The sequence below is a fragment of the Mesorhizobium sp. M9A.F.Ca.ET.002.03.1.2 genome (genome assembly GCF_003952365.1).
Classification (GTDB): Bacteria; Pseudomonadota; Alphaproteobacteria; order Rhizobiales; family Rhizobiaceae; genus Mesorhizobium.
In genome coordinates this window covers 5580474-5603626 of sequence record NZ_CP034443.1, presented here as the reverse complement: position 1 = coordinate 5603626, position 23153 = coordinate 5580474, and the positions used below count along the sequence as shown (strand labels likewise).

Here is a 23153-nt window from a genome sequence, read left to right as displayed (position 1 = left end):
GCTTTGGGAGCTAGGGTAGAGTTGTAATGTTGGCGTATGAAGGGCAGATGTCGGGAGGAACCGCGCCACGGCGTGTGTTTTCGCACGCCCTGCTTTTGGCTTTGCTATGCTCGACTGCATTGGTTGCCGAAACCGGAAATGCGTCGGCTTTCGAGATTTTCGGTATCAAGCTGTGGGGATCGTCGGAGGACGAAGACGCCGATATCGTCGATCCGCTGCGTTATTCCGTGACGATCGAGGCGCCCGATGCCGACAAGGATCTCGTCAAGAAGCTCGAAAACGCCTCGGCGCTGAAGGGCGATGAAGAACGTCCGGTTGCCGGTTCGCTCGGCCTGCTGGCCAAGGCGCGCGGCGACCGCGATCAGCTTATCGCCGCACTTTACGCGGACGCCCGCTACGAGGGTGTCGTCACCATCACCATCGAAGGCAAGCCGCTCGACGATTTGCCGCCCGATGCCGAATTTTCGGGCCCGCAGCCGATCCCGGTGGTGATCGACGTTGCGACCGGGCCGAAATTCACGCTTGGCGACATCAGGCTGGAGGGCGATGCGGCGGGGCTGGCGAGCGCCGATTTCGGATTGATCGCCGGCGGCGATGCCGGTTCCGGCGCCGTGCTCAAGGCCGAGGCGTCGATCGTGCGGGCGCTCAAGGAGGAGGGCAGGCCGCTGGCCAAGGTGACGGGCCGCGAGATCGTCGCCGACCACGCCACCTCGACGCTCGACGTGACGCTGACGGTGGCGGCCGGACCGGTTGCCGGCTACGGCGACACCACCGTCGAGGGCACCGAGAAGGTGGACCGCGATTTCACCGAATACATGACCGGCCTGAAGCGCGGCCGCCAATATTCGCCCGAGGAGATCGACGACGCGCGCGACCGGCTGCTCGGGCTGGAAGTTTTCAACAGCGTGACGCTGAAAGAGGCCGACAGTCTCGACGCCGACGGCAACATCCCGATCGGCGTCGAGGTGAGCGAGCGCAAGCCGCGCTATTTTGGTCTTGGCGGCACCTTCTCCAACACCGAGGGGCTGGGCCTCGAAGGCTATTGGGGCCACCGCAATCTGTTCGGCCGTGCCGAAAAGCTGCGCATCGAGGGCAAAATCAGCGGCATCGGCAGCAACGCCCTGACCGAGCTCAACTACAATGCCGGCATCATGTTCGAAAAGCCGGGCGTGGTCGGGCCGGCCTCGAAATTCTTCGCCGGCGTCAAGACCGTGTTCGAGCATCCCGACGCCTACGACCATTTCTCGGTCAAGGGCAACACCGGTCTGTCCTATGAACTCGACAAACAGCAGACGGTTTCCGCGGAAGTCGCGCTCGACTATTCGAGGATCGAGGATTCCTTCGGCAAGCACACCTATCTGATCGCCAGCGTTCCGCTGCAATATGTCTACGACAACCGCGACAACCGGCTGAATCCGACGAAGGGATTCAGGGTGCTGGCCTACGTCGAGCCGAGCTACGACATTTTGAGTGGTGCGGCGTTCGTCAAGCTGAGGGGCGAGGGGTCGGCCTATCAGTCGCTCGATACGGCTTCGAAGTTCGTCTTCGCCGAACGCGTCGCCATCGGCTCGATCGTCGGCGCCGGCCTTCAGGATGTTCCTGCCGACCGACGCTTCTATGCCGGCGGTGGCGGTTCGGTGCGCGGTTATGCCTATCAGGGCATCGGCCCGAAGGACATCGACGACCAGCCGATCGGCGGGCTTTCGTTGTTCGAGACCTCGGTCGAGATGCGCATCGCCGTCACCGACACGATCGGCGTCGTGCCGTTCGTCGATGCCGGCACGGTCTCGACCGAGGAGTTCCCCAATTTTTCCGACATGAAGGTCGGCGCCGGCGTCGGCCTGCGCTATATAACGCCGTTCGGGCCATTGCGCATCGATGCGGCGGTGCCGCTCAACCGCGATCCCGACGATCCGCGTTTCGGCATCTATGCCGGTATCGGCCAGGCATTCTGATGACAATGTTCAAGCGCATCCTCCGCATTGTCCTTTACACGCTGCTCGTCGTGGTGGCGGCGGTGGTCGGCGCGCTCGTCGTGCTGACCAAGACCGAGCGCGGCCGCGACAATCTCGCCGGCATCATCTCGACCATGGCGTCAACCGATGGCCAGAAGGTCACGGTCAGCGGCATCGATGGCATCTGGTCCGGCGCGCTGAGGCTCGATCATGTGGTGCTGGAAGATCGCCAGGGCGCCTGGCTGGTGGCGCGCAAAGTGGCCGTCGACTGGTCGCCGCTGGCGCTTCTGTCGAAAAATTTCAGCGCCGGCCGCATCGCCGCCGATCGCATCGAACTGGCGCGGCTGCCGGTGGCCGGCACGCAGCCGAGCCAAGGTGGCGCCACCACGCTGCCGGTGTCGCTCGACATCAAGCAGATCGACCTGCCCGAAATCGCGCTCGGGCAGGCGCTGGCCGGCAGCGGCATCGCCGAACTCGCGGCCAAGGGCTCGTTCAAGGCCGACGCGGCGCCATTGGCGGTCGAAACGAACCTCAACATCACCCGCCACGACGGCAAGCAAGGCACGGTCGACGCCAACATCCATTTCGCGCCCGCCGACAATAAGCTCGACCTCGATCTGAAGGCATCGGAGCCGGCCGACGGCATCATCGCCAACCTGCTCAGTTTGCCCGATGCGCCGCCGGTCGACATCGTCGTCTCGGGCACGGGGCCGGTCGCCAACTGGAGCGGTATCGGCACCTTCGTTGTCGACGGCCAGATCGTCACCCAGCTCACCGGCCGTCATCAACTCACCGACAAGGGCAACATGATAGAGGCCAAGGGCGATGGCGACTTCCAGCGCTTCATGCCCGACAATCTGAAACCCTTGTTTGCGGGCAAGACCAGCTTCGACCTCGCCGGAACCGCGATCGACGCGGGCGGCGTCGATGTCGAGCGCGCCAGCATCGACAGCGATGCCGTGCATGGCACCGCCGCCGGTATTGTCGACCCCAACGGCGCCAGCGACCTTTCGGTGGAGCTCGCCGCCAAGGGTCCGCCGATCGTGCTCAGCGTCGGTACTGCGGCGCAGCCGGTGACCGTCGCGATCACAGGCGCCACGGCGCGCGCGTTCGGCGGCGGCAAGGCGCCGATCGTCGACATTGGCGCGTCGCTGGTCTCGGTGGTGGCGGGCGGCACGCGGCTGGACGATCTGTCGGCTGAAATCCATTCCGACGGCTTCGACATCCAGGACCGCAGCGGGCCAGTCACCATCAAGCTTATAGCCGGTGGCCTGAACACCGACGTGGCGACACTGGCGCCGCTGGTGACCGGCAGGGTGACCGCGGCTCTCGCAGGGTCGGTCAGCAAGGACGAGATTGTCCTCGATCAAGGCACGCTGCGCAGCGACGCGCTCAATGCCTCGGTGACGGCCAAGGTGACGCTGGCCGATCTGGCGATGACGCTGAAGATGAACGCCGATGCCGTGTCGACGGCGCTGCCGCCGCAGATCCGCTCGGTTCTCGGCGAACGCGTGACATTCTCGGCGACCGCGACCCGTGACCCGCAAGGTTCCTTTGCCGCCAATGCGCTGCAATTCACTTCCGGCTCGCTTAGCGCCAGCGGCACCGCCAGCGCGACGGGCACCGACATCCAGGCCGACATCAAGGGCACGCTCGGCGACGTTTCGGTGCTGTCGCCCATGGTTGGCGTACCGGTCGGCGGGGCCGTCGATTTCGCGCTGTCGGCGAACGGCGCCCGCTCGGCGCCGGATTTCTCGGTCTCGGCCGACAGCGACAGCCTGACGGCGTCGGGCCGCACGGTAAAGCAGATCAAGCTGTCGGCGACCGGCAAGGCCGACATCGCCAATCCGGCCGCCGATGTCTCACTGACCGGGTCCGTGAACGATCAACCGCTCGATCTTCGGGCATCATTGGTCACGAGCGACGGAAGGCGTTCCCTCAACGGGCTTAGCCTGTCGCTCGCCGACAACAAGGTCTCGGGTGACCTCGTTCTCGACGACAGCTTGCTGCCGCTCGGCACGCTGACGCTCGACGCGCCCGATATCGGCCCGCTGGCCGCGCTTGCCGGGCAGACGGCGGCGGGCGACGTGCAAGGCAGCATCCGCCTCTCGAATGATGGTGGCGCGCCGGCGGTCGCCATCGATATGACGAGCGCCTCGATTTCGCGCGGCGATCTGGCGGCGAAGACCATCGCCGTCAATGCGCTGGTCGCCAATTATCTCAAAGGCCCGGCGATCTCCGGCACGATAAAGGCCGATAACGTCACATCGGGGACCACCGTGATCAGCGGCATCGGCGTCGACTTGAAGCGCGATGGCGATTGGACCGGGTTTGCCGGCGGCGCCACTGTCGCCGGCATTCCGGCCAAGGCTGCAGGCCGGGTGAAGATCGCGGACGGCACGACAAGCGTCGAGATCGCCTCGGGAGAGGCGACCGTCCGCGGCATCAAGGCAGCGATCGCGCAGCCGTCGAGCTTAAGCATCGCCAATGGCGCGACCAGCATCGACAGACTGGTGCTCGACGTCGGCGGCGGATCAGTGGCCGTGTCCGGCACCGCCGGCCAGACGCTCGACCTCGCGGCAGAGTTTTCCGCGTTGCCGGCCGCCCTTGCCAATGATTTTTCGCCCGGGCTGGACGCCGCGGGCACGCTCGGCGGAACGGCGCGGATCACCGGTTCATCGGCTGCCCCCGACATTCGTTTCAACACGCAGCTCAACGGCGCCGAGACCAGCCAGACCCGCCAGGCGGGACTCGGGCCGTTCAATCTTGATGCGGCAGGCAGTTTCTCGTCCGCCGGCGGCATTGCCATCGACCAGGCGACGCTTGCCGGTGACAAGGTTTCCGGCAAGGCGGCCGGCACCATCAATCCGATCGGCGTCAGCGATTTTACGCTCGACCTGGCTTCGACCGGCCCGAGCCTGCCGCTGGCGCTCGGCAGCAGCGAAAGCCCGATCAAGCTCGAGCTGCAGGCGCTGTCCGTCAAGGCCGCGGGGCAGGGCACGCAGCCAAAGCTCGATATCTCAGCGACGCTGCCTTCGGCCGCAACGAATTTTACCAAGGTCGAAGGCATCACGCTTGCACTTCACTCCGATGCTTTCGACGTGAAAGGCCGGACAGGGCCGATTTCCGGCACGGTGACGGCGGACAAGATCGGCTTGGACAATCCGACCATCGCGCCGCTGATCGCCGGCAAGATCACCGCCAAGGTTGCCGGCAGCCTCGCCGCCGACACCATCGTCATCGACAGTGGGTCGGTGACGGGCGACGCGCTGAACACTGGCTTCAACGGAAAGGTCTCGCTGGCCGACGGCGCCATCGACCTCAACCTTAGGGCGGATGCGGCTTCCGCGGCGCTGCCGGCGGCAGCGCGCGGCGTGCTGGCGGAGCGGACGGAACTCAGCGCCGCGCTGAAGCGCGACGCCAACGGCAACGTCACCGCCAACGCGATCAGGCTGGTGTCCGGCGCGCTGACCGCCGACGGGCAGGCCAGCCTTGCCGACAACAAACTCGCCGCCGACATCAAGGGCGCGCTGGCCGACATTTCGCTTCTGTCCGGGGATGCCAAGGGCGCCATCGCTTTCGCGCTGAACGCGCAAGGGCCCAGCACCGCGCCCGACCTGTCGCTCACGGTGAACAGCGACCGGCTTTCGATAGCCGAACGCGAGATCACCAGACTGAAGCTTACCGCCACCGGCAAGGCCGATGCCGCCAACCCGGCGGCCAATGTGCAACTGACCGGAAATGTCGCGGGCCAAGCCCTGCAAGGCAGTGCGGTGCTGGCGACGTCCGACGGCAAGCGCTCCATCGACGGGCTTTTGCTGTCGCTCGGCCAGAACCGGGTATCAGGCGACCTGGCACTTGATGACGCCTTCGTGCCTGAAGGCACCGTGGCGCTCGACCTGCCTGACATCGGACCGCTCGCAGCCCTTGCCCTGGAAAAGGCGGAAGGCGACGTGCGCGGCACGATCGTCTTCTCGAAGACCGGCAATGCGCCTAACGTCGCCGTCAAGGCTTCGACCGCTTCGATCTCGCGCGGCGACGTCTCGGCGAAGACGGTCACCATCGACGCGCTGATCGCCAATTACCTCGCCGCGCCGGTGATCTCCGGAAAAATCCGTGCCGATAGCGTCACCTCAGGCGATACCGTCATCCGCGGCATCGATGTCGACCTCAAGCGTGACGGCGACTGGACCGGCTTTTCCGGCGGCGCCACCGTCAAGGACATTCCGGCCAAGGCGGCCGGCCGCGTCAGGATCGCCAACGGCACGACGACGATCGAACTCGCTTCCGGCGAGGCGACCATGCGCGGCATCAAGGCGGCCATCGCCCAGGCGTCGACCATCACCATCGCCAACGGCACGACCAGCCTGGAGAGGCTCGTGCTCAACCTCGGTGGCGGCACGGCGACGGTTTCGGGTAAGGTCGGGCAGGCGCTCGATCTCAATGCGGCGCTGGCGCGGGTGCCGATCTCGCTCGCCAACAGTTTTTCGCCGGGTCTCGATGCCGCTGGCTCGATCTCGGGTACGGTGAAGGTGACGGGCGCGCCGGCCAATCCGGCCGTCGCCTTCAACATAGACGCCGCGGGCGTCGAGACGTCGCAGACCCGCGGCGCCGGTTTCGGCGGCATGGGTGTTTCGTCCTCCGGCACATATTCGGGCAACAAACTGGCCTTCGACGCCGACATAAGCGACGGAGCCGGCCTTGGCCTCAAGGGTGGCGGCGCGGTGACGACATCAGGAGCGCCTACCCTTGATCTCGACTTTTCCGGCAAGGTGCCGTTCGCCTTCCTGACCCGGACACTCGCCGCGCAAGGCCTGTCGTTGAGCGGCACGGCCAATGTCGATGTGCAGGTGCGCGGCCCGGCGACGTCGCCGGTGATCTCAGGCACGGTCGGCACATCAGGCGCCCGTCTGGTCGATGCACGCTCGGGCCTTGCCATCAACGACATCGCTGCCGATGTCGCGATCGGCGGCGGCGTCGCCAGGATCAGCCGCCTGACCGGCACGCTGTCGACACGTGGCAGCCTGTCGGTCAGCGGCACGGTCGGCATTAATCCGGCGCAAGGTTTTCCGGCCGACCTCTCGGTCAAGCTCGTCGACGGCCGCTACACCGACGGGCGAGTTGTCACCGCCAATCTCGGCGGCGACCTGACCGTCAAGGGGCCACTCGCATCGGCGCCGGTGATTTCGGGCACGATCAACCTGGCCAAGACCGTCATCACCGTTCCCGAAAAGCTGCCGGGCTCGCTGGCGGCGCTCGATGTCAAGCACAAGAACGCGCCGCGCGCCGTGCGCGCGCAGGACAAGGCGCTGCACCCGGCGACGGCGAGCGGCGGCAGTGGCGGCAGCGGCCTCAACCTCGATGTCACGGTCAACGCGCCGAGCCAGATCTTCATCCAGGGCAGGGGCCTCGATGCCGAGTTTGGCGGTTCGCTGCGCCTGACCGGCCCGGCCGCGTCGCCGCAAGCGGTCGGCACCTTCACCTTGCAGCGCGGGCGGCTGTCGATCCTCGGCAAGCGGCTGACCTTCACCGAAGGCACGGTCGGCTTTTCGGGCTCTCTGGTGCCCTATCTCAACCTCACGGCGACATCGACGACGAGCAGCGCCACCGTCACCATCGTGGTGTCGGGCGAGGCGACCAATCCGAAATTCACCTTCTCGTCGGTGCCCGCCCTGCCGGAGGACGAGGTTCTGGCGCAGTTGATCTTCGGCCGTTCGATGTCGAACCTGTCGCCGTTGCAGATCGCGCAGCTTGCAGAGGCCGCCGGGCAATTGGCCGGTGTCGGCGGTTCGACCTCGCTGCTCCAGAACCTGCGCAGCGCGATCGGCGTCGACGATCTCGACGTGACGACGGACGACGAGGGCGGCACTGCCGTCTCGGCGGGCAAATATCTGAACGACCGCACCTATGTGACGATCCAGAAGGGCGACAAGCCGGGTTCGGGCAGGGCGGCGATCGATTTCAATGTCGGGCGCGGCGTCAAATTGCGCGGCGAGGCCACTGATGCCGGCGAAGCCAAGGGCGGCGTTTTCTACGAACGCGAATATTAAAGTCGGCCGGCAGCAGCGCCGCATTTGGCACCATATCCGAGATCGGCTGGCGCTGTGCAGACATTGGTGAATGTCTCAGTTTAATCGATGCCGGAGATTCCGAAGAAATCTGCCGGGCAGTAGCAATTTTGCGCCAAGACTGTCGTTATCACGCGAACTGCTTCCCTTCCAAAGTTGCACATTCCTTGGCATGTTCCCAATCCGTGCCGTTTTTGACATCATGGCCCGGATGCGGAATGGTAAAAGGCAGAAAGCCAACAATGGGAGTTTCGTGATGACAATCTACAAGAGTAATGGCGATCGCGTTCCGGATCACATCCAGGCAATGGCCGAGGAAGCCAGGGCCGGACGTGTCGATCGCCGCGAATTTCTCGCCTTGGCCAGCGTCTTCGGCGCGTCCACGGCGATGGCCTATGGAATGCTCGGCCTCGCTGACCCGACGCCGGCGAGAGCGCAGGACGCAGAGGCCAAGAAGGGCGGCATACTGAAGGTCGCGATGTGGATCAAGGATCCGAAGGATCCGCGCAAGGCCGACTGGTCGGAAATCGCCAATGCCGAGCGCCAGGCGCTCGAGCCGCTGGTCAAGTACACAACCGAATTCACGTTCCGCCCCTACCTGCTCGAGAGCTGGGACGTCAACGACGACGCCACCGAATACACGCTGCATGTGCGCAAGGACGTGACGTGGTCGAACGGCGACGCATTCACCGCGGACGACGTGATCTTCAATCTGAAGCGCTGGGCCGACAAAAAGGCTGAAGGCAATTCGATGCCCGGCCGTCTCGGCACGCTGGTCAAGGACGACAAGCTGGACGAAAGCGCCGTGACCAAGGTCGACGATTTGACGGTGAAGCTGAAGCTCGGCACGCCTGATATCGCGCTGATTCCCAACATGTGCGACTATCCCGGCCTCATCGTCCACAAGACCTTCGACGAAAAGGGCGGCGATTTCAAAGCCTGCCCGATCGGCACCGGCCCGTTCGAGCTCGTCTCCTACGATGTCGGCCAGAAAGTCGTCTACAAGCGCCGCGAAGACAACAAGTGGTGGGACGGCGAGGTCTTCCTCGACGGCATCGAGTTCATCGACTACGGCACCGATCCCGCGGCCACGGTCAGCGCCTTCGAATCGGGAGAGGTCCATACCAATTTCGAGACGTCGGCCGACTATGTGTCGATCCTCGACGGTGTCGACCTGGTCAAGTACGAGGTGGTCACCGCAGCCACCATCGTCTGCCGCACCAATGTGGCCAACAAGCCCTACGAGGACCAGAAGGTTCGCAATGCGCTGCAGCTCGCGGTGGACAACGCTGTCGTGCTGCAGCTTGGCATGGGCAATGCCGGTACCGTCGCCGAAAACCACCATGTCAGCCCGATCCATCCGGAATATTACGAGCTGCCGAAGATTGCCCGCGATCCGGCCAAGGCGAAGGCGCTGATGGAGGAAGCCGGTCAGGCCGATTTCGAGCACGAGCTGATCACGGTCGACGAGGACTGGCACAAGAATACAGGCGATGCGATCGCCGCGCAGATGCGCGACGCCGGCATCAAGGTGAAGCGCACGGTGCTGCCGGGTTCGACGTTCTGGAACGACTGGACGAAGTATCCGCTGTCGATGACCAACTGGAACATGCGGCCGCTCGGCGTGCAGGTTCTGGCGATCGGCTACCGCACCGGAGAGGCCTGGAACGAAACCGCCTGGTCGAATCCCGAATGGGATGCCAAGCTCAACGCTGCGCTTTCGGTCGCCGACGCCGCCAAGCGCAAGGAGATGATGAAGGATATCGAGCAGATCCTGCAGGATTCCGGCATCATCATCCAGCCCTTTTGGCGCAATCTCTACAGTCACTCGGTGGCCGCCGTTAAGAACTACGCCATGCACCCGACATACGAGCGTGATTACGGTAAGATCTGGCTCGACGAGGAGGCCTGACCGGGTCGAAGCCAACGGGGAGGGAGGGCGTTCGTCCCTCCCTCCTGTTTCGAACATGATCCGCAAATGTGGGTCAGCGCAAAAAGCTGCTGACTTTTGAAGCCGGCTCATGCGACAAATCAAGGGTTGACAGCACCAGACCCCAACCCGATCGGCAGGGGGCCACCATGCTTTCCTTCATCCTTCGACGCCTCGGCACGATGGCATTGACGATGCTGTGCCTGACATTGGTCGTCTTCTTCCTGATCAATCTCGACCCCAATCTGAAAAAGCTGGCGATCAGCCAGACCGAAATGCACACCTCGGCCGAGCAGCTCGAAAGCTGGCTGGTAAACCACGGCTACCGCCAGAATTTCTTCTCCCGCTACGCCCAATGGCTGGGTATCGTGCCCAAGCAGCCGGCGATCGACCCTGCGACGGGGGAGCGCACAAAGCGTTTCTCCTTCTGCAACGATCCAGTCGTGCCGACGTTCTCCGGCGTCCTGCAAGGCGACTTCGGCTGCTCGACCAAGTTCAAGACCACAGTGGCGTCAAAGCTCTTTCCAGCACTTGGCGCCACCGGTATCCTGATGTTCTGGGTGCTTGTGGTAATGGTTCCGATCTCATTGCTGATCGGCATCCTCGCCGGTATGCGCGAGGGTACGCGGACCGACCGGACATTATCGGTCGCCTCCATCGCCTCGACGGCGACGCCCGAATATGTGTCGGGTGTCATCTTCACCGTTATCTTCGCCTCATGGCTCGGCTGGCTGAACGGATCGGCGGCTTCGGCCAGCCGGGGCATCACCTTCTACAACTTCACCTTGCCGGTGATGACGCTGGCGATCTACGGCATCGGCTACATCGCGAGAATGACCCGCGCCTCGATGGTCGAGGTGATGACGCAGCAATATATCCGCACCGCGCGGTTGAAGGGCCTCTCCTTCGGCAGCGTCGTGGTCAAGCACGCGCTGCGCAACGCGCTGATCGCGCCGTTCACCGTCATCATGCTGCAATTTCCGTGGCTGCTCACCGGCGTCGTCATCGTCGAAGTGATGTTCCGCTATCAGGGCTTCGGCTACACGCTGGTCGAGGCGGCCGGCAACAACGACATCGATCTTTTGCTCGGCTGCTCGCTGGTCTCGGTGTTCATTGTCCTGATCACGCAGCTCATTTCCGATGTCGGCTACGCGTTTCTCAATCCGCGTATCAGAGTTCAATAGGGGATCGGGCGGATGCAGCTTGAATATATAGGCGCCTTCAATGTGGTGCTTGGCGTGCTTGCGCGCTTCTGGCCGGTTTGGATCGCTCTCGTCGTGGTGATGGGGGCAAGCTTCGCCTATAAGAAGAGGCTTGGCCTCTACGGTCAGCTCTTCGACAGCGCCGTCGGCGTCGCCGGCGTCGGCATCTGCCTGTTCTGGCTGTTCACGGCGATCTTCGCGTCGACCATCTCGCCCTTCAATCCGCTTGCCCAATTGGCGATCATGAAGGATGCGCTGCCGGGCGCGGTCGAGCCACAATCGGGACTTGTCTACCTTTTCGGCGGCGACAAGCTCGCCCGCGACGTGTTCAGCCGCATGGTCTATGGCAGCCAGATCGTGCTGATCATCGCGCCGGCGGCGACCGGTTTCGCGCTGATGGTCGGCATCACGCTCGGCCTGCCGGCCGGCTATTATGGCGGCAGGATCGACACTGTGCTGTCTTTCCTCGCCAACCTGGTGCTGGCCTTCCCGGTGATCCTCCTGTTCTACCTGCTGGTGACGCCGGGCATCATGGACACGCCGATCCCCTATGCGATGGCCGGGCTTTTCTTCCTGTTCCCGATCGTCTTCTTCAGCGTGCTGTTCTGGACGCGCTACAAGAAACGGCCCGACCGCCTCTACATCCTTCTGGGACTGACGCTGATCATTGGCGGCTGGGTCTATGCCGGCCTGGTCTTCGATGCCGACCCGTTCAGGATCATCCATATCGATCCCAACCAGCTCAACATCTTCGTGGCGGTGGTGTTCGCTTCCAGCCCCGGCGTGTTCCGCATCGTGCGCGGCCTGGTCATGGACATCAAGACGCGCGACTATGTTGCGGCGGCGCAGACGCGCGGTGAATCGCCCTGGTACATCATGCTTTGGGAGATCCTCCCCAATGCGCGCGGGCCGCTGATCGTCGACGCCTGCCTGCGCATCGGCTACACCACGATCCTGCTCGGCACGCTCGGTTATTTCGGCCTGGGGCTGGCGCCCGAAAGCCCGGACTGGGGCACCGCGATCAAGGACGCCAGCCGCCTGCTGCGCTCCTTCATCCACCCCGCGCTACCGCCGACGATCGCACTGATGTCGTTCGTGCTGGGCCTTAATCTCCTGGCCGACTCGCTGCGTGAACAATCGATGAAAGATTGATGGACGGGTCTTCGACCCTACTTAGAAGAACAGGATTGGAGCGACCCATGAATGAGGCAGTTCGAAATCCCGCCGAGCCGATCATCGAGATCGAGAACCTGTCGATCTCCTTCTTCACCCGCAAGGGTGAGATACCGGCCGTCATGGACTTTTCCTGCACGGTCATGCCCGGTGAAGCGATGGGCATCGTCGGCGAATCCGGCTGCGGCAAGTCGACCGTGTCGCTCGGCATCATGCGCGATCTCTCCAACATCGGAAAGATCGTCGGCGGCCGGATAAAGTTCCAGGGCAAGGACATGGGCGAATTGTCCGAGGAGGAGCTGCGCTCCATCCGCGGCAACAAGATCGCGATGATTTACCAGGAGCCGATGGCCAGCCTGAACCCGGCAATGAAGGTCGGCCAGCAATTGATGGAAGTGCCGCTGATCCACGACAAGGTGTCGAAGGAGGAGGCTTATAACAGAGCGCTCGAAATGGTGCGCTCGGTCAGGCTGCCCGATCCAGAGCGCATGATGCGATCCTTTCCACATCAGCTTTCCGGCGGCCAGCAACAGCGCATCGTCATCGCCATGGCGCTGCTGTCGAAGCCGGCGCTGCTCCTGCTCGACGAGCCGACGACGGCGCTCGACGTGACGGTGGAAGCCGGCATCGTCGACCTGGTCAAGGGGCTCGGCGAGAAGTTCGGCACCTCGATGATCTTCGTGTCGCACAATCTCGGCCTGATCCTGGAGACCTGCGACCGCATCACGGTGATGTATTCGGGCGAAGCGGTGGAAACCGGCAAGATCAAGGACGTCTTCGACCGGATGCGCCACCCTTACACGCAAGGCCTGTTCCGATCGATCCCGCTGCCCGGCGCCGACAAGAATTCGCGACCGCTGATCTCCATTCCGGGGCAATTGCCGCTGCCGCACGAGCGGCCGAAGGGCTGTAATTTCGGCCCCCGCTGCCACCATTTCGTCGAGGGCGTCTGCAACGTCGCCGAAATCCCGATGATCGCGGTCGAAGGCCATGAGGGCCATTTTTCGCGTTGCGTGCGCTTCAACGAGATCGACTGGGAAGCGCTGCCGCCCGGCGCCAAGAAGATCAACGAACGCGTCGAGCCCGGCGCGCCGGTGCTCAAGATCGAGGACCTCAAGAAGTACTACAAGGTCGGCGGCAGCGAAGTGTTCGGCTCGAGCGGAGGCCGCGTCGTCAAGGCCAACGAGACGATCTCCTTCGTGGCGCGGGAATCCGAGACCGTCGCCATCGTCGGCGAGTCCGGCTGCGGAAAGTCGACGCTGGCCAAGGTGCTGCTCGGGCTGGAGACGGCAAGCTCCGGCAATGTGACGCTCGGCAATGAACAGATCGAGTCGACCAGCATCGAGAAACGCAGCGTCGATACCGTGTCGTCGATCCAGATGGTGTTCCAGAACCCGTTCGACACGCTCAATCCCAGCCACACGGTCGGCTCGCAGATCATCCGCACCCTGGAAAAGTTCAATGTCGGCAACACCGTCGCCGATCGCCGCAAGCGCATGCTGGAGCTTCTCGACCTGGTGAAGCTGCCGCGGGCGTTCGAGACCCGCAAGCCGCGCCAGCTTTCCGGCGGCCAGAAACAGCGCATCGGCGTGGCGAGGGCCTTTGCCGGCGACGCCAAGGTGGTGGTGGCCGACGAGCCGGTCTCGGCGCTCGACGTGTCGGTGCAGGCGGCGGTGACCGAGCTTTTGATGGACATCCAGCGCAAGAACAAGACGACGATGCTGTTCATCAGCCATGACCTGTCGGTGGTGCGCTATATCGCCGACCGCGTCGTCGTCATGTATCTCGGCTATATCGTCGAGCAGGGCACGACCGACCAGATTTTTTCGCCACCCTATCATCCCTACACCGAGGCGCTGCTGTCGGCGATCCCGATCGCCGACACCAGCGTGATCAAGAAGCACATCGTGCTGGAAGGCGACATCCCGTCGGCGATGAACCCGCCAACCGGCTGCCCGTTCCAGACGCGGTGCGGTTACAAGAAGCTGGTGCCGGACAATCTTTGCGAGACGCAGGTGCCGCCGGTGAAGAATCTCGGCGATGGCCATATGAGCCTGTGCTGGCTTGCCGACGACGTGCTGGCCAAAATGGAACCGGTGATCAAATTCGACAAGGAGCATGCCGCCCATGAGGGCGTGCCGGACGACGCGCCGCAGGGTGTCGGTCCGGGCTTTGCCGGTGTCCCGCCCAAGCGTCCGCGCGGCAAGAGGCCGAAGCCGACGGACGGCTAGATGCGTGGTGCCCTCAAGGCGCGCACTGGCGTAGCTGCGTGGCGTAGTCCCGAGCCATCTGCTCGGTGGCCCGCGCATAGCGCTGCACGCCGGCATCACCCCGTTCGCCGCGCTTGTAGGCGGTCCAGCCGAGATAATAGGCAAGATAGAGATTGTAGCTGTCGTTGCGGGCAACGCCGAGCATGTCGGCGCTCCTGGAATGATACCAGCCGACGAAATCGACGGCATCGGCAAAGCTGGTGCGGCGCGCCGCCCAACTGCCCGTCTCGCTTTGATATTGCGCCCAGGTGCCGTCGAGCGCCTGCGAGAAGCCGGTGGCGCTGGAGACACGTTTCCAGGGAATGAAACCCAGAAGCTTGGTGCGCGGCGGCCTGGCGTTGCTCTTGAAGCCGGATTCCTTGCGCACCGTCGCCATCAGCACGGGGACCGGCACGCCGTATTTCTGCTCGGTGCGCTCGGCAGCCGCCTGCCAGTTGTCGAACCAGCCGTCATTCTGGTCGAATACGGCGCAGACATCGTTGATATGGCTCGGCGGCGTCGCGCAGGCCGACAGCGCCAGCAGCACGCTAACAGCTACAATTTTACTAAAACTCGACCTACCCATCGGAAGAGGATTAGGCCGAAAACATAAAAGGAATCTTGCGGTGGTTCTTAACGGCTCATGGTCCAGTCGGGCACATCGAGTATCGATATTTCGACCTTATCCGTCGCTTCTGCTTTACTGAAATTGCAGATATGCCGCCTTGGCTAAAATCGCGCCCGCAGGTGGCGGATTTCTGACAGCTTGGTGATCGCGCCAGGGCTTTGATGCGGCGCATGACCGAACCAAGACGCAAGCGCGGAGCCGAGCGAACCAGCAACAGGGGACCCGCCGCCATCCCGCAACTGCCGTTGCGCCGCGTCACCAATCCCTATCCGCCAATGGCGATGCTCTCGACCGACCAGATCGAGGCGATCCACGAAGCCTCGATGCACATTCTGGAAAATTTCGGCATCGAGGTGATGAGCCCGCGGGCGCTTTCGCTGTTCGAGAAGGCCGGGGCCAAGGTCGATCATGCGTCGATGACCGTCCGTGTCGACCGGGGCATGATCGACGAAGCACTGAAGACGACGCGGTCGAGCTACCGGCTTATGCCCCGCAACCCGGCCCATATCATCCATCTCGGCGGCAACATCATCAACTTCACCCTGGTCGCCGGGCCGCCCAATGTGCACGACATGGAACGCGGCCGCCGCGCCGGAAACCTGCGCGACTATTGCGATCTCACGCGGCTGGCGCAGCATTTCAACTGCATCCATATGCTCGGCAACCAGGTCTGCGCGCCGGTGGAACTGCCGGCCAATTCACGCCACCTCGACACCTATTTCGCCAATCTGACGCTGACCGACAAGAGCTTTCACGTCTCGGCGATCGGCCGGGGCAGGGCGCTCGACGGCATCGAAATGATGGCGATTTCGCGAGGGCTGACGCCCGACCAGATGCGTGACGATCCCGGCGTCACCACCATCATCTCGGTCAACTCGCCGCGCCGCTTCGACGAGATGATGGCCGAAGGGCTGATGACCATGGCCGAGTTCGGCCAATCGGTCGCGGTGACGCCGTTCACCCTGATGGGGGCGATGAGCCCGGTTACGCTTGCCGGCGCGCTTGCCCAACAGAACGCCGAGGCGCTGTTCGGCGTGGTCTTGACGCAGCTTGTCCGCCCTGGCGCCCCAGTCATGTATGGCGCCTTCACCTCCAATGTCGACATGAAGTCCGGCGCACCGGCCTTCGGCACGCCGGAGAACACCAAGGCCAACATTGCCTCGGGGCAGTTGGCACGGCGCTATGGGCTGCCCTACCGGACGACGCCGGGCTCGGCCTCCAACGCCGCCGACGCGCAGGGCGCCTATGAGACGCTGATGGCACTGTGGGGCGCGGTGCTCGGCCACGGCAATCTCGTCTACCACGCCGCCGGCTGGCAGGAAGGCGGGCTGACCGCGTCGTTCGAAAAGCTCATCATCGACGTCGAGATGATCCAGCACATGATGGAGTTTTTGCGCCCCATCGAGGTCAACGAGGCCGAGCTCGCCGTCGAGGCGCTGGGTGCGGTGCCGACCGGCGGCCATTTCTTCGGCGAGCCGCATACGCTGGAGCGCTATGCCACCGCCTTCTACCAGCCGATGCTTTCCAACTGGCAGAACTACGAGGCCTGGCAGGAGGCCGGCGGGCTCGACACCACGGCGCGCGCGACGCGGCTGTGGAAGAAGGCGCTGGAAGATCATGTCGAGCCGGCGATGGATATTGCCGTGCGCGAAGCGCTGGAGGCATATGTGGCCAAGCGCAAGGAAGCGATCGGGGCGGGCGAGCCGTGATAGTTTTTGATGGTCGGCGCCGCTCCTCATCCGCCTGCCGGCACCTTCTCCCCGTGAAGGACGGGGAGAAGGGACGAGCTCCAGCGCTGGCGACCCCCTCTCCCCGTTTTCACGGGGAGAGGGTAAGGGTGAGGGGCGGCGCCGGCCTCGCAACTGTAGACCAGAATCTCCTCGTCTCGATTCACTTCTCTCCTCCAACTCCCTGAAATAACGAGAAAACCCATGAAATCGCATGCAAAGGTCGTGGTCATTGGCGGAGGCGTCGTCGGGTGTTCCGTGCTGTTCCATCTGGCCCGTCACGGCTGGACCGACATCGTGCTCCTGGAGCGCGACGAACTGACCTCCGGCTCGACCTGGCACGCGGCCGGCGGCATGCACACGATCAATGGCGATCCCAACGTCGCCAAGCTGCAGAAATACACGATCTCGCTCTACAAGGAGATCGAGGAGCTGTCCGGCCAGGCGACCGGCGTGCATCTGACCGGCGGCGTGCTTCTGGCGGCGACCGAGGCGCGGCTCGACTGGCTGCGCAGCGTCGTCGCCAAGGGTCGCTATCTCGGCATCGATCTTGAAGAGATTTCACCTGATGAGGCGGCCGGGCTGATGCCGCTGCTCGACCCCAAGCAGTTCGTCGGCGCCGTTCGTAACAAGGAGGACGGCCATCTCGATCCATCGGGCGTCACTCACGCCTATGCCAAGGCGGCCAGAAAACTTGGCGCCGAGGTCGAACGCTTCACCAAGGTCGAGGATATCGTTCGCCGTCCCGACGGGCTGTGGCGCGTCCTCACCAACAAGGGCGAGGTGGTGGCCGAGCATGTCGTCAACGCCGGCGGCCTGTGGGCACGCGAGGTCGGCCGCATGGTCGGGCTGGAGCTGCCGGTGCTGGCGATGGAGCACATGTACCTGATTACCGAGGACATGCCGGAGGTCGCCGCCTGGAACCAGAAGACCGGCACGGAGATCATCCACGCGGTCGATTTCGACGGTGAGCTCTATCTGCGCCAGGAACGGGGCGGCATGCTGATGGGCACCTATGAGAAGGCCAACAAGCCATGGTCGGAATTTTCCACGCCGTGGAATTTCGGCCATGAACTGCTGGAGCCCGACATCGATCGCATCGCGCCATCGCTGGAGGTCGGCTTCAGGCATTTCCCGGCCTTCCAGAATACCGGCATCAAGCAGATCATCAACGGCCCCTTCACCTTCGCGCCGGACGGCAACCCGCTGGTCGGGCCGGTGCGCGGCGTGCCAGGCTTCTGGGTCGCCTGCGGCGTCATGGCCGGCTTTTCACAGGGTGGCGGCGTCGGTCTGGCGCTGTCGAACTGGATGATCGAGGGCGATCCCGGTGCCGACATCTGGGCGATGGATGTCTCGCGCTATGGCGACTGGGCGACGATGGCCTATACCAACGCCAAGGTGCGCGAGAATTATTCGCGGCGTTTTTCCATCCGCTTCCCCAATGAGGAGCTGCCTGCCGGGCGGCCGCTCAAGACCACGCCGGTCTACGATCTTCTGTCGGCCAAGGGCGCGCAATGGGGTGTGGCCTATGGGCTGGAAGTGCCGCTGTGGTACGCGCCGGAGGGCGTCATGGACGAGTTCTCGTGGCGGCGATCGAGCGATTTCGAGCATGTCGCGAACGAGGTGAAGACGGTTCGCGGTGGCGTCGGCCTGTCGGAAATTTCGAGCTTCGCCAAATACAGGGTGACGGGCGGGGGCGCGGCGGCCTGGCTCGACCGCCTGCTTGCCTGCAAGCTGCCAAAACCCGGCCGCATGACGCTGGCGCCGATGCTGAAGGAGGATGGCAAGCTGATCGGCGATTTCTCCCTGGCCAATCTCGGCAGTCCCAATTCCAACGGGGACGGCTGGTTTCTCGCTGGCTCCGGCATTGCCGAGCAGTATCACATGCGCTGGTTCGAGGCGCATCTGCCGCAGGACGGTTCGGTCCGTATCGAGGCGCTGGGGACGAAGCTGACGGGCCTGTCGATCGCCGGACCGAATGCGCGGGACGTGCTGGCAAAGGTTACGCGGGCGGATGTGTCGAATGCGGCGGTTCCGTTCATGGCCGTCCGCAAGATGGATATCGGCATGGCGCCGTGCCTGGTCGGCCGCGTCAGCTACACCGGCGATCTCGGCTACGAGATCTGGGTCGCGCCGGAATATCAGCGTGCCGCGTACCAGACCCTGATGGCGGCGGGCGAAGAATTCGGCATCGGCCTGTTCGGCTCGCGCGCGCTCAACGCGCTTCGACTGGAGAAAAATTACGGCTCATGGGCGCGCGAATACCGGCCGATCTATGGGCCGCTGGAGGCCGGGCTCGACCGTTTCGTCGCCTATGGCAAGGAGGCCGATTTCATCGGCAAGCAGGCGGCGCTCACTGAGCGCCAGCAAGGCGGCAAGCTGCGGCTGCGCGCCTTTGTCGTCGATGCGGCGGACGCCGACGTCATCGGCGACGAGCCGATCTGGTTCGATGGCGCCGTGCGCGGCTGGGTCACGTCAGGCGGCTACGCGCATCATTCGAAGACATCCGTCGCCATGGGCTATGTGCCGAAGGAAATCGCCGACGAGGCCGACGGTTTTGAGATCGAGCTGCTGGGCAAACGCTACCCCGCGCGCGTGCAGCCGTCGCCGCTGTTCGACGCGAATCTCGCGCGGATGCGGGGGTGAAGGCGCCGCTCGTCGGTGACTCAAGCGCTGCGGCGGTTGTCCAGTGCAAAAGCGCCGGGACCGGCGAACACCAGATAGAGGAAGATGAAGCAGAAGGAGATCGCCGAATCGCCGCCATTGTTGACCGGAAAGAAGCCCTGCGGCATGTGCGCCATGAAATAGGCGATCGCCAACACCAGCAGGATGCCGCCGGCGAATTCGAGGATGCCCGCGGTCAGCGACAGGCCGTTCAGGGCGCCGGCTTGGTCGCTGACGGGAAAATTGAACAGTTTCTGGGTGCCGTGCTCCATAAACTGCAGCGCCGTCATGATGCGAAGCACAGCCAGAGCCTGCCACTGATATTTGGCGAGGCCGTCAAAAAACTTCATCGAAAGCTCCATTTCACCCCTCGGGACCGGCCATAAATTATGGCCAAGCCATGGACCACTCACTTCCCATGGCCTGCCATCAACTATCGGTGATTGGAAATAGTTTCACCTCATATTTTTTCTCGCTATAGTTGCATTCGTATCTCTGTGGTTGTATTGATGTGTAGTTCCAAACCATGCGGGTTACCTTTGCCATGAAAAAAGTCGTCGTCAGCCTATTCGCAATCCTTACAGGCACGAGCGTCGCCATGGCCGGCGACGCCGGCTGTGATACCTTCAAATGGCCGGTGACACGCGAGCAGGCCCTGTTTGCGACGGCGCCCGCCGCGCAGCCGGGCACCGCCCTGACGGTCGGGCAAGCGATGGATTTCACGCTCGCAGCGATCGACACGGTCAGCTTTGAAGTGCCGCCGGAACATGCACCGGCAGCCGGCACATTCGGCGCGACGGCAAGCGTGACCGTACCACCTGAAGGCGAACTCCAGTTTAGCCTGTCTGATGAGGCCTGGATCGATGTCGTGCAGGACGGCCATGCCGTGAAGTCGGCGGGTTTCAGCGGCGTGAAGACCTGCCCGGGCATTCGCAAAAGCGTGCGTTTCAAGCTATCCGCCGGTCCGGCCACCGTTCAGCTCAGCGGCGCGAAGAAGGCTGACCTCAAAGTGGCGGTGCTGACGCCGGAATAACTCCCAAGAGTATGAGGTCGGAAGGACAGGCCCTCTCTGTACTGCCCGTCCTCCGCAGCAGTTGCGGAGGATGGACCGGACATCTTCCCACGAGGGGAGAGATCGGCTGTTGCCACCGGCTTCGCCGATGGCGACGCGATGTTTGTTACCGCACCGGCGCCGTCAGCGCGAAATGGGCGCCTTGCGGATCTGTGCACATCACGATCCAGCTTCCACCCGGAACCTCCATCGGGCCCATCAGGATCTGACCGCCATTGTCGGTCACGCGCTTGGCCGCGGCGTCGATGGCAGGAACATTGAAATAGAACTGCCAGACCGGGACCGGGATCTGCTCGGGCTTGTTCATCATGCCGCCAATAGGTTCGCCGCCGGCGGTAAAGAGCTGGTAGATGCCCATCGGCCCCATATCCATGGCATCGCCCTTTTCCCAGCCGAACTGGTCGGAGTAGAAATCGAGGGCCGCCTTCCAGTCTGTTGTATAGAGCTCATGCCAGCCGATATTGCCAGGAGTAGTGGCTGGCAGGGCAGGTTGGTCCGGGCCGTCGGGCTGCAGGAAATTGAACACCGCGCCTTGCGGATCGGCGACGACGGCGAAGCGGCCGACGCCGGGAATGTCGTCGGGTTCGCGGTGAACCGTACCGCCGGCTTCCTTCAACGATTTTGTCGAGGCATCGACGTCTTTCGTGTGGATATAACCGACCCAGGCCGGCGGCATACCCATCTTGCGTACTTCTTCTGGCTGCGTCATCAGCCCGCCGACGCCGCGCTCGCCGACATTCATGACTATGTAGCGCGGCATGCCGGGTGCCATGTCGAAAGGCTGCGCCTTCCAGCCGACCACGTCAGTGTAGAACGCTTCGGCGGCATCGAGATCGGTGGTCATCAGTTCGTACCAGAAGAAAAAGGGCATCGGGGACTTTGGCATTGTCGTGCTCCTTGGGTTTCCAGTCATCGATCATGCGTGGTCCATTCTAGGACGATCTTCGCGACGAAAATCCGACAGCCGAGCCAAAAGTTTGCAGCGCAAGCATCCAATAACATGAGTGTATGTATCAAGTTTTTATCCCGATATTTCAGCGAGTTGCGCTGAAAATTGACCAATTGATAAAAAAACAAAACGTGCTAGCCTTCGCCAAAACGAAAACAAAGGGGAAGCGGAATGGCGACTGGTCATTTCAAGCAGGGTATTGCCGGCGGCCGGCTTTCGCCCGAACAATATGCGGATAATTTTGCCGACCTGCATCCGCCGCTCGATCACCACGAGGCGCTGGTCGAGTCCGACCGCTGCTATTTCTGCTATGATGCGCCGTGCATGAACGCGTGCCCGACCTCGATCGACATTCCGCTGTTCATACGCCAGATTTCGACCGGCAATCCGATCGGCTCGGCCAAGACGATTTTCGATCAGAACATACTGGGCGGCATGTGCGCCCGCGTCTGCCCGACCGAAACGCTGTGCGAAGAAGTCTGCGTGCGTGAGGTGGCTGAAGGCAAGCCGGTGCAGATCGGCCGCTTGCAGCGTTATGCCACCGACGTCGCCATGGCTGAGAACAAGCAGTACTACGGGCGCGCCGCGCCGACCGGCAAGACGATCGCCGTGGTTGGCGCTGGACCGGCTGGGCTTGCGGCCGCTCATCGGCTCGCCCGTCACGGTCATGAGGTGACCATTCTGGAAGCCCGTCCGAAGGCCGGCGGCCTCAATGAATACGGCATCGCCGCCTACAAGAGCATCGACAATTTCGCCCAAGCCGAGGTCGACTATATCACTGACATCGGCGGCATCGATATCCAGAACGGCAAGGCGCTCGGCCGCGACTACCATCTGGCGGACCTGACCAGGAATTACGATGCGGTGTTTCTCGGCATGGGGCTTGGCGGCGTCAACGCGCTGCGCGCCGACGGCGAGGAAGCGCAAGGCGTCACCAATGCGGTGGAGTTCATCGCCGAACTTCGCCAGGCCAGCGATCTCTCGCGCCTGCCGGTCGGCCGGCGTGTCGTCGTCATCGGTGGCGGCATGACGGCGATCGATGCGGCGGTGCAGTCAAAGCTGCTCGGCGCCGAAGAGGTGACGATCTGCTACCGGCGCGGCCAGGAGCACATGAACGCCTCCGAATTCGAGCAGGATCTGGCCGCCGCCAACGGCGTCACCATCCGTCACTGGCTGCAGCCGAAGCGGGTCATTGCCGAAGGCGGCAAGGTCGCGGGCATCGAGCTCGAATACACGGCCTTGAAGGACGAAAAGCTCGTCGGCACCGGCGAGCGGCTGACGCTTGTCGCCGACCAGGTGTTCAAGGCGATCGGCCAGAGTTTTGTCCCGGCCGCGCTCAATGGCAGCGGCGCTTTGCTTGAGCTGGAAGGCGGCCGCATCAAGGTCGATGCCGAGGGCCGCACGTCGCTCGCCAATGTCTGGGCCGGCGGCGACTGCATTTTTGGTGGCGACGACCTCACCGTCTCAGCCGTGGCGCAAGGCCGCGACGCGGCTGAATCGATCCACCGGGCACTGACCTCAAACGGGAGGGCATGA

General features: G+C 63.5%; 13 protein-coding genes. 10 read left to right on the top strand and 3 right to left on the bottom strand.

The features are described 5' to 3' along the window. Window positions 1–26 precede the first annotated feature (26 nt). From EJ066_RS27125 to EJ066_RS27100, 6 genes are all read left to right on the top strand, one after another. Window positions 27–1955, top strand: a complete 1929-nt coding sequence (locus EJ066_RS27125) for an autotransporter assembly complex family protein (protein ID WP_126043004.1) — start codon at window positions 27–29, stop codon at window positions 1953–1955. Then, window positions 1955–8005, top strand: coding sequence for a translocation/assembly module TamB domain-containing protein (locus EJ066_RS27120; RefSeq protein ID WP_126043003.1), 6051 nt, complete (start codon window positions 1955–1957; stop codon window positions 8003–8005). The genes EJ066_RS27125 and EJ066_RS27120 overlap by 1 nt, the downstream gene beginning before the upstream one ends. 274 nt (window positions 8006–8279) lie before the next feature. Then, entirely contained in the window at window positions 8280–9935 is a 1656-nt protein-coding gene (locus tag EJ066_RS27115) for an ABC transporter substrate-binding protein (RefSeq protein ID WP_126043002.1), read from the top strand. Window positions 9936–10102: 167 nt separating this feature from the next. Next, on the top strand, window positions 10103–11137 hold the full coding sequence (locus EJ066_RS27110; RefSeq protein WP_126043001.1) for an ABC transporter permease: 1035 nt from the start codon (window positions 10103–10105) through the stop codon (window positions 11135–11137). A 12-nt stretch (window positions 11138–11149) separates the two neighbouring features. Further along, the gene (locus EJ066_RS27105; RefSeq protein WP_126043000.1) at window positions 11150–12307 is read left to right on the top strand and encodes an ABC transporter permease; all 1158 of its coding nucleotides are present in this window, start codon (window positions 11150–11152) and stop codon (window positions 12305–12307) included. A 47-nt stretch (window positions 12308–12354) separates the two neighbouring features. Then, window positions 12355–14559: an ABC transporter ATP-binding protein gene (locus EJ066_RS27100; RefSeq protein WP_126042999.1), complete on the top strand. Its 2205-nt coding sequence runs from the start codon at window positions 12355–12357 to the stop codon at window positions 14557–14559. Between the two features lie 13 nt (window positions 14560–14572). On the opposite strand, the gene EJ066_RS27095 is transcribed toward EJ066_RS27100, so the two are convergent. Beyond that, window positions 14573–15163 (bottom strand): hypothetical protein, encoded by a 591-nt coding sequence (locus EJ066_RS27095; RefSeq protein WP_126042998.1) that lies wholly within the window; start codon window positions 15161–15163, stop codon window positions 14573–14575. A 212-nt stretch (window positions 15164–15375) separates the two neighbouring features. On the opposite strand from EJ066_RS27095, the gene EJ066_RS27090 reads away from it, so the two are divergent. Continuing rightward, the gene (locus tag EJ066_RS27090) at window positions 15376–16914 is read left to right on the top strand and encodes a trimethylamine methyltransferase family protein (protein WP_145964714.1); all 1539 of its coding nucleotides are present in this window, start codon (window positions 15376–15378) and stop codon (window positions 16912–16914) included. 222 nt (window positions 16915–17136) lie between these two features. Further along, window positions 17137–19578 (top strand): FAD-dependent oxidoreductase, encoded by a 2442-nt coding sequence (locus tag EJ066_RS27085; protein WP_126042996.1) that lies wholly within the window; start codon window positions 17137–17139, stop codon window positions 19576–19578. A 20-nt stretch (window positions 19579–19598) separates the two neighbouring features. Here the strand turns inward: EJ066_RS27085 and EJ066_RS27080 are convergent, their stop codons facing one another. Then, on the bottom strand, window positions 19599–19946 hold the full coding sequence (locus tag EJ066_RS27080) for a DoxX family protein (protein ID WP_126042995.1): 348 nt from the start codon (window positions 19944–19946) through the stop codon (window positions 19599–19601). 194 nt (window positions 19947–20140) lie between these two features. Here EJ066_RS27080 and EJ066_RS27075 point away from each other — a divergent pair, with 194 nt between their 5' ends. Next, window positions 20141–20629, top strand: a complete 489-nt coding sequence (locus EJ066_RS27075) for a hypothetical protein (protein ID WP_189644373.1) — start codon at window positions 20141–20143, stop codon at window positions 20627–20629. 145 nt (window positions 20630–20774) lie between these two features. On the opposite strand, the gene EJ066_RS27070 is transcribed toward EJ066_RS27075, so the two are convergent. Next, window positions 20775–21554 carry a VOC family protein gene (locus EJ066_RS27070; RefSeq protein WP_126042993.1) on the bottom strand — a complete coding sequence of 260 codons (780 nt, stop codon included), beginning with the start codon at window positions 21552–21554 and terminating at the stop codon, window positions 20775–20777. Between the two features lie 234 nt (window positions 21555–21788). On the opposite strand from EJ066_RS27070, the gene EJ066_RS27065 reads away from it, so the two are divergent. Beyond that, window positions 21789–23153, top strand: coding sequence for an NAD(P)-dependent oxidoreductase (locus EJ066_RS27065; RefSeq protein WP_126042992.1), 1365 nt, complete (start codon window positions 21789–21791; stop codon window positions 23151–23153).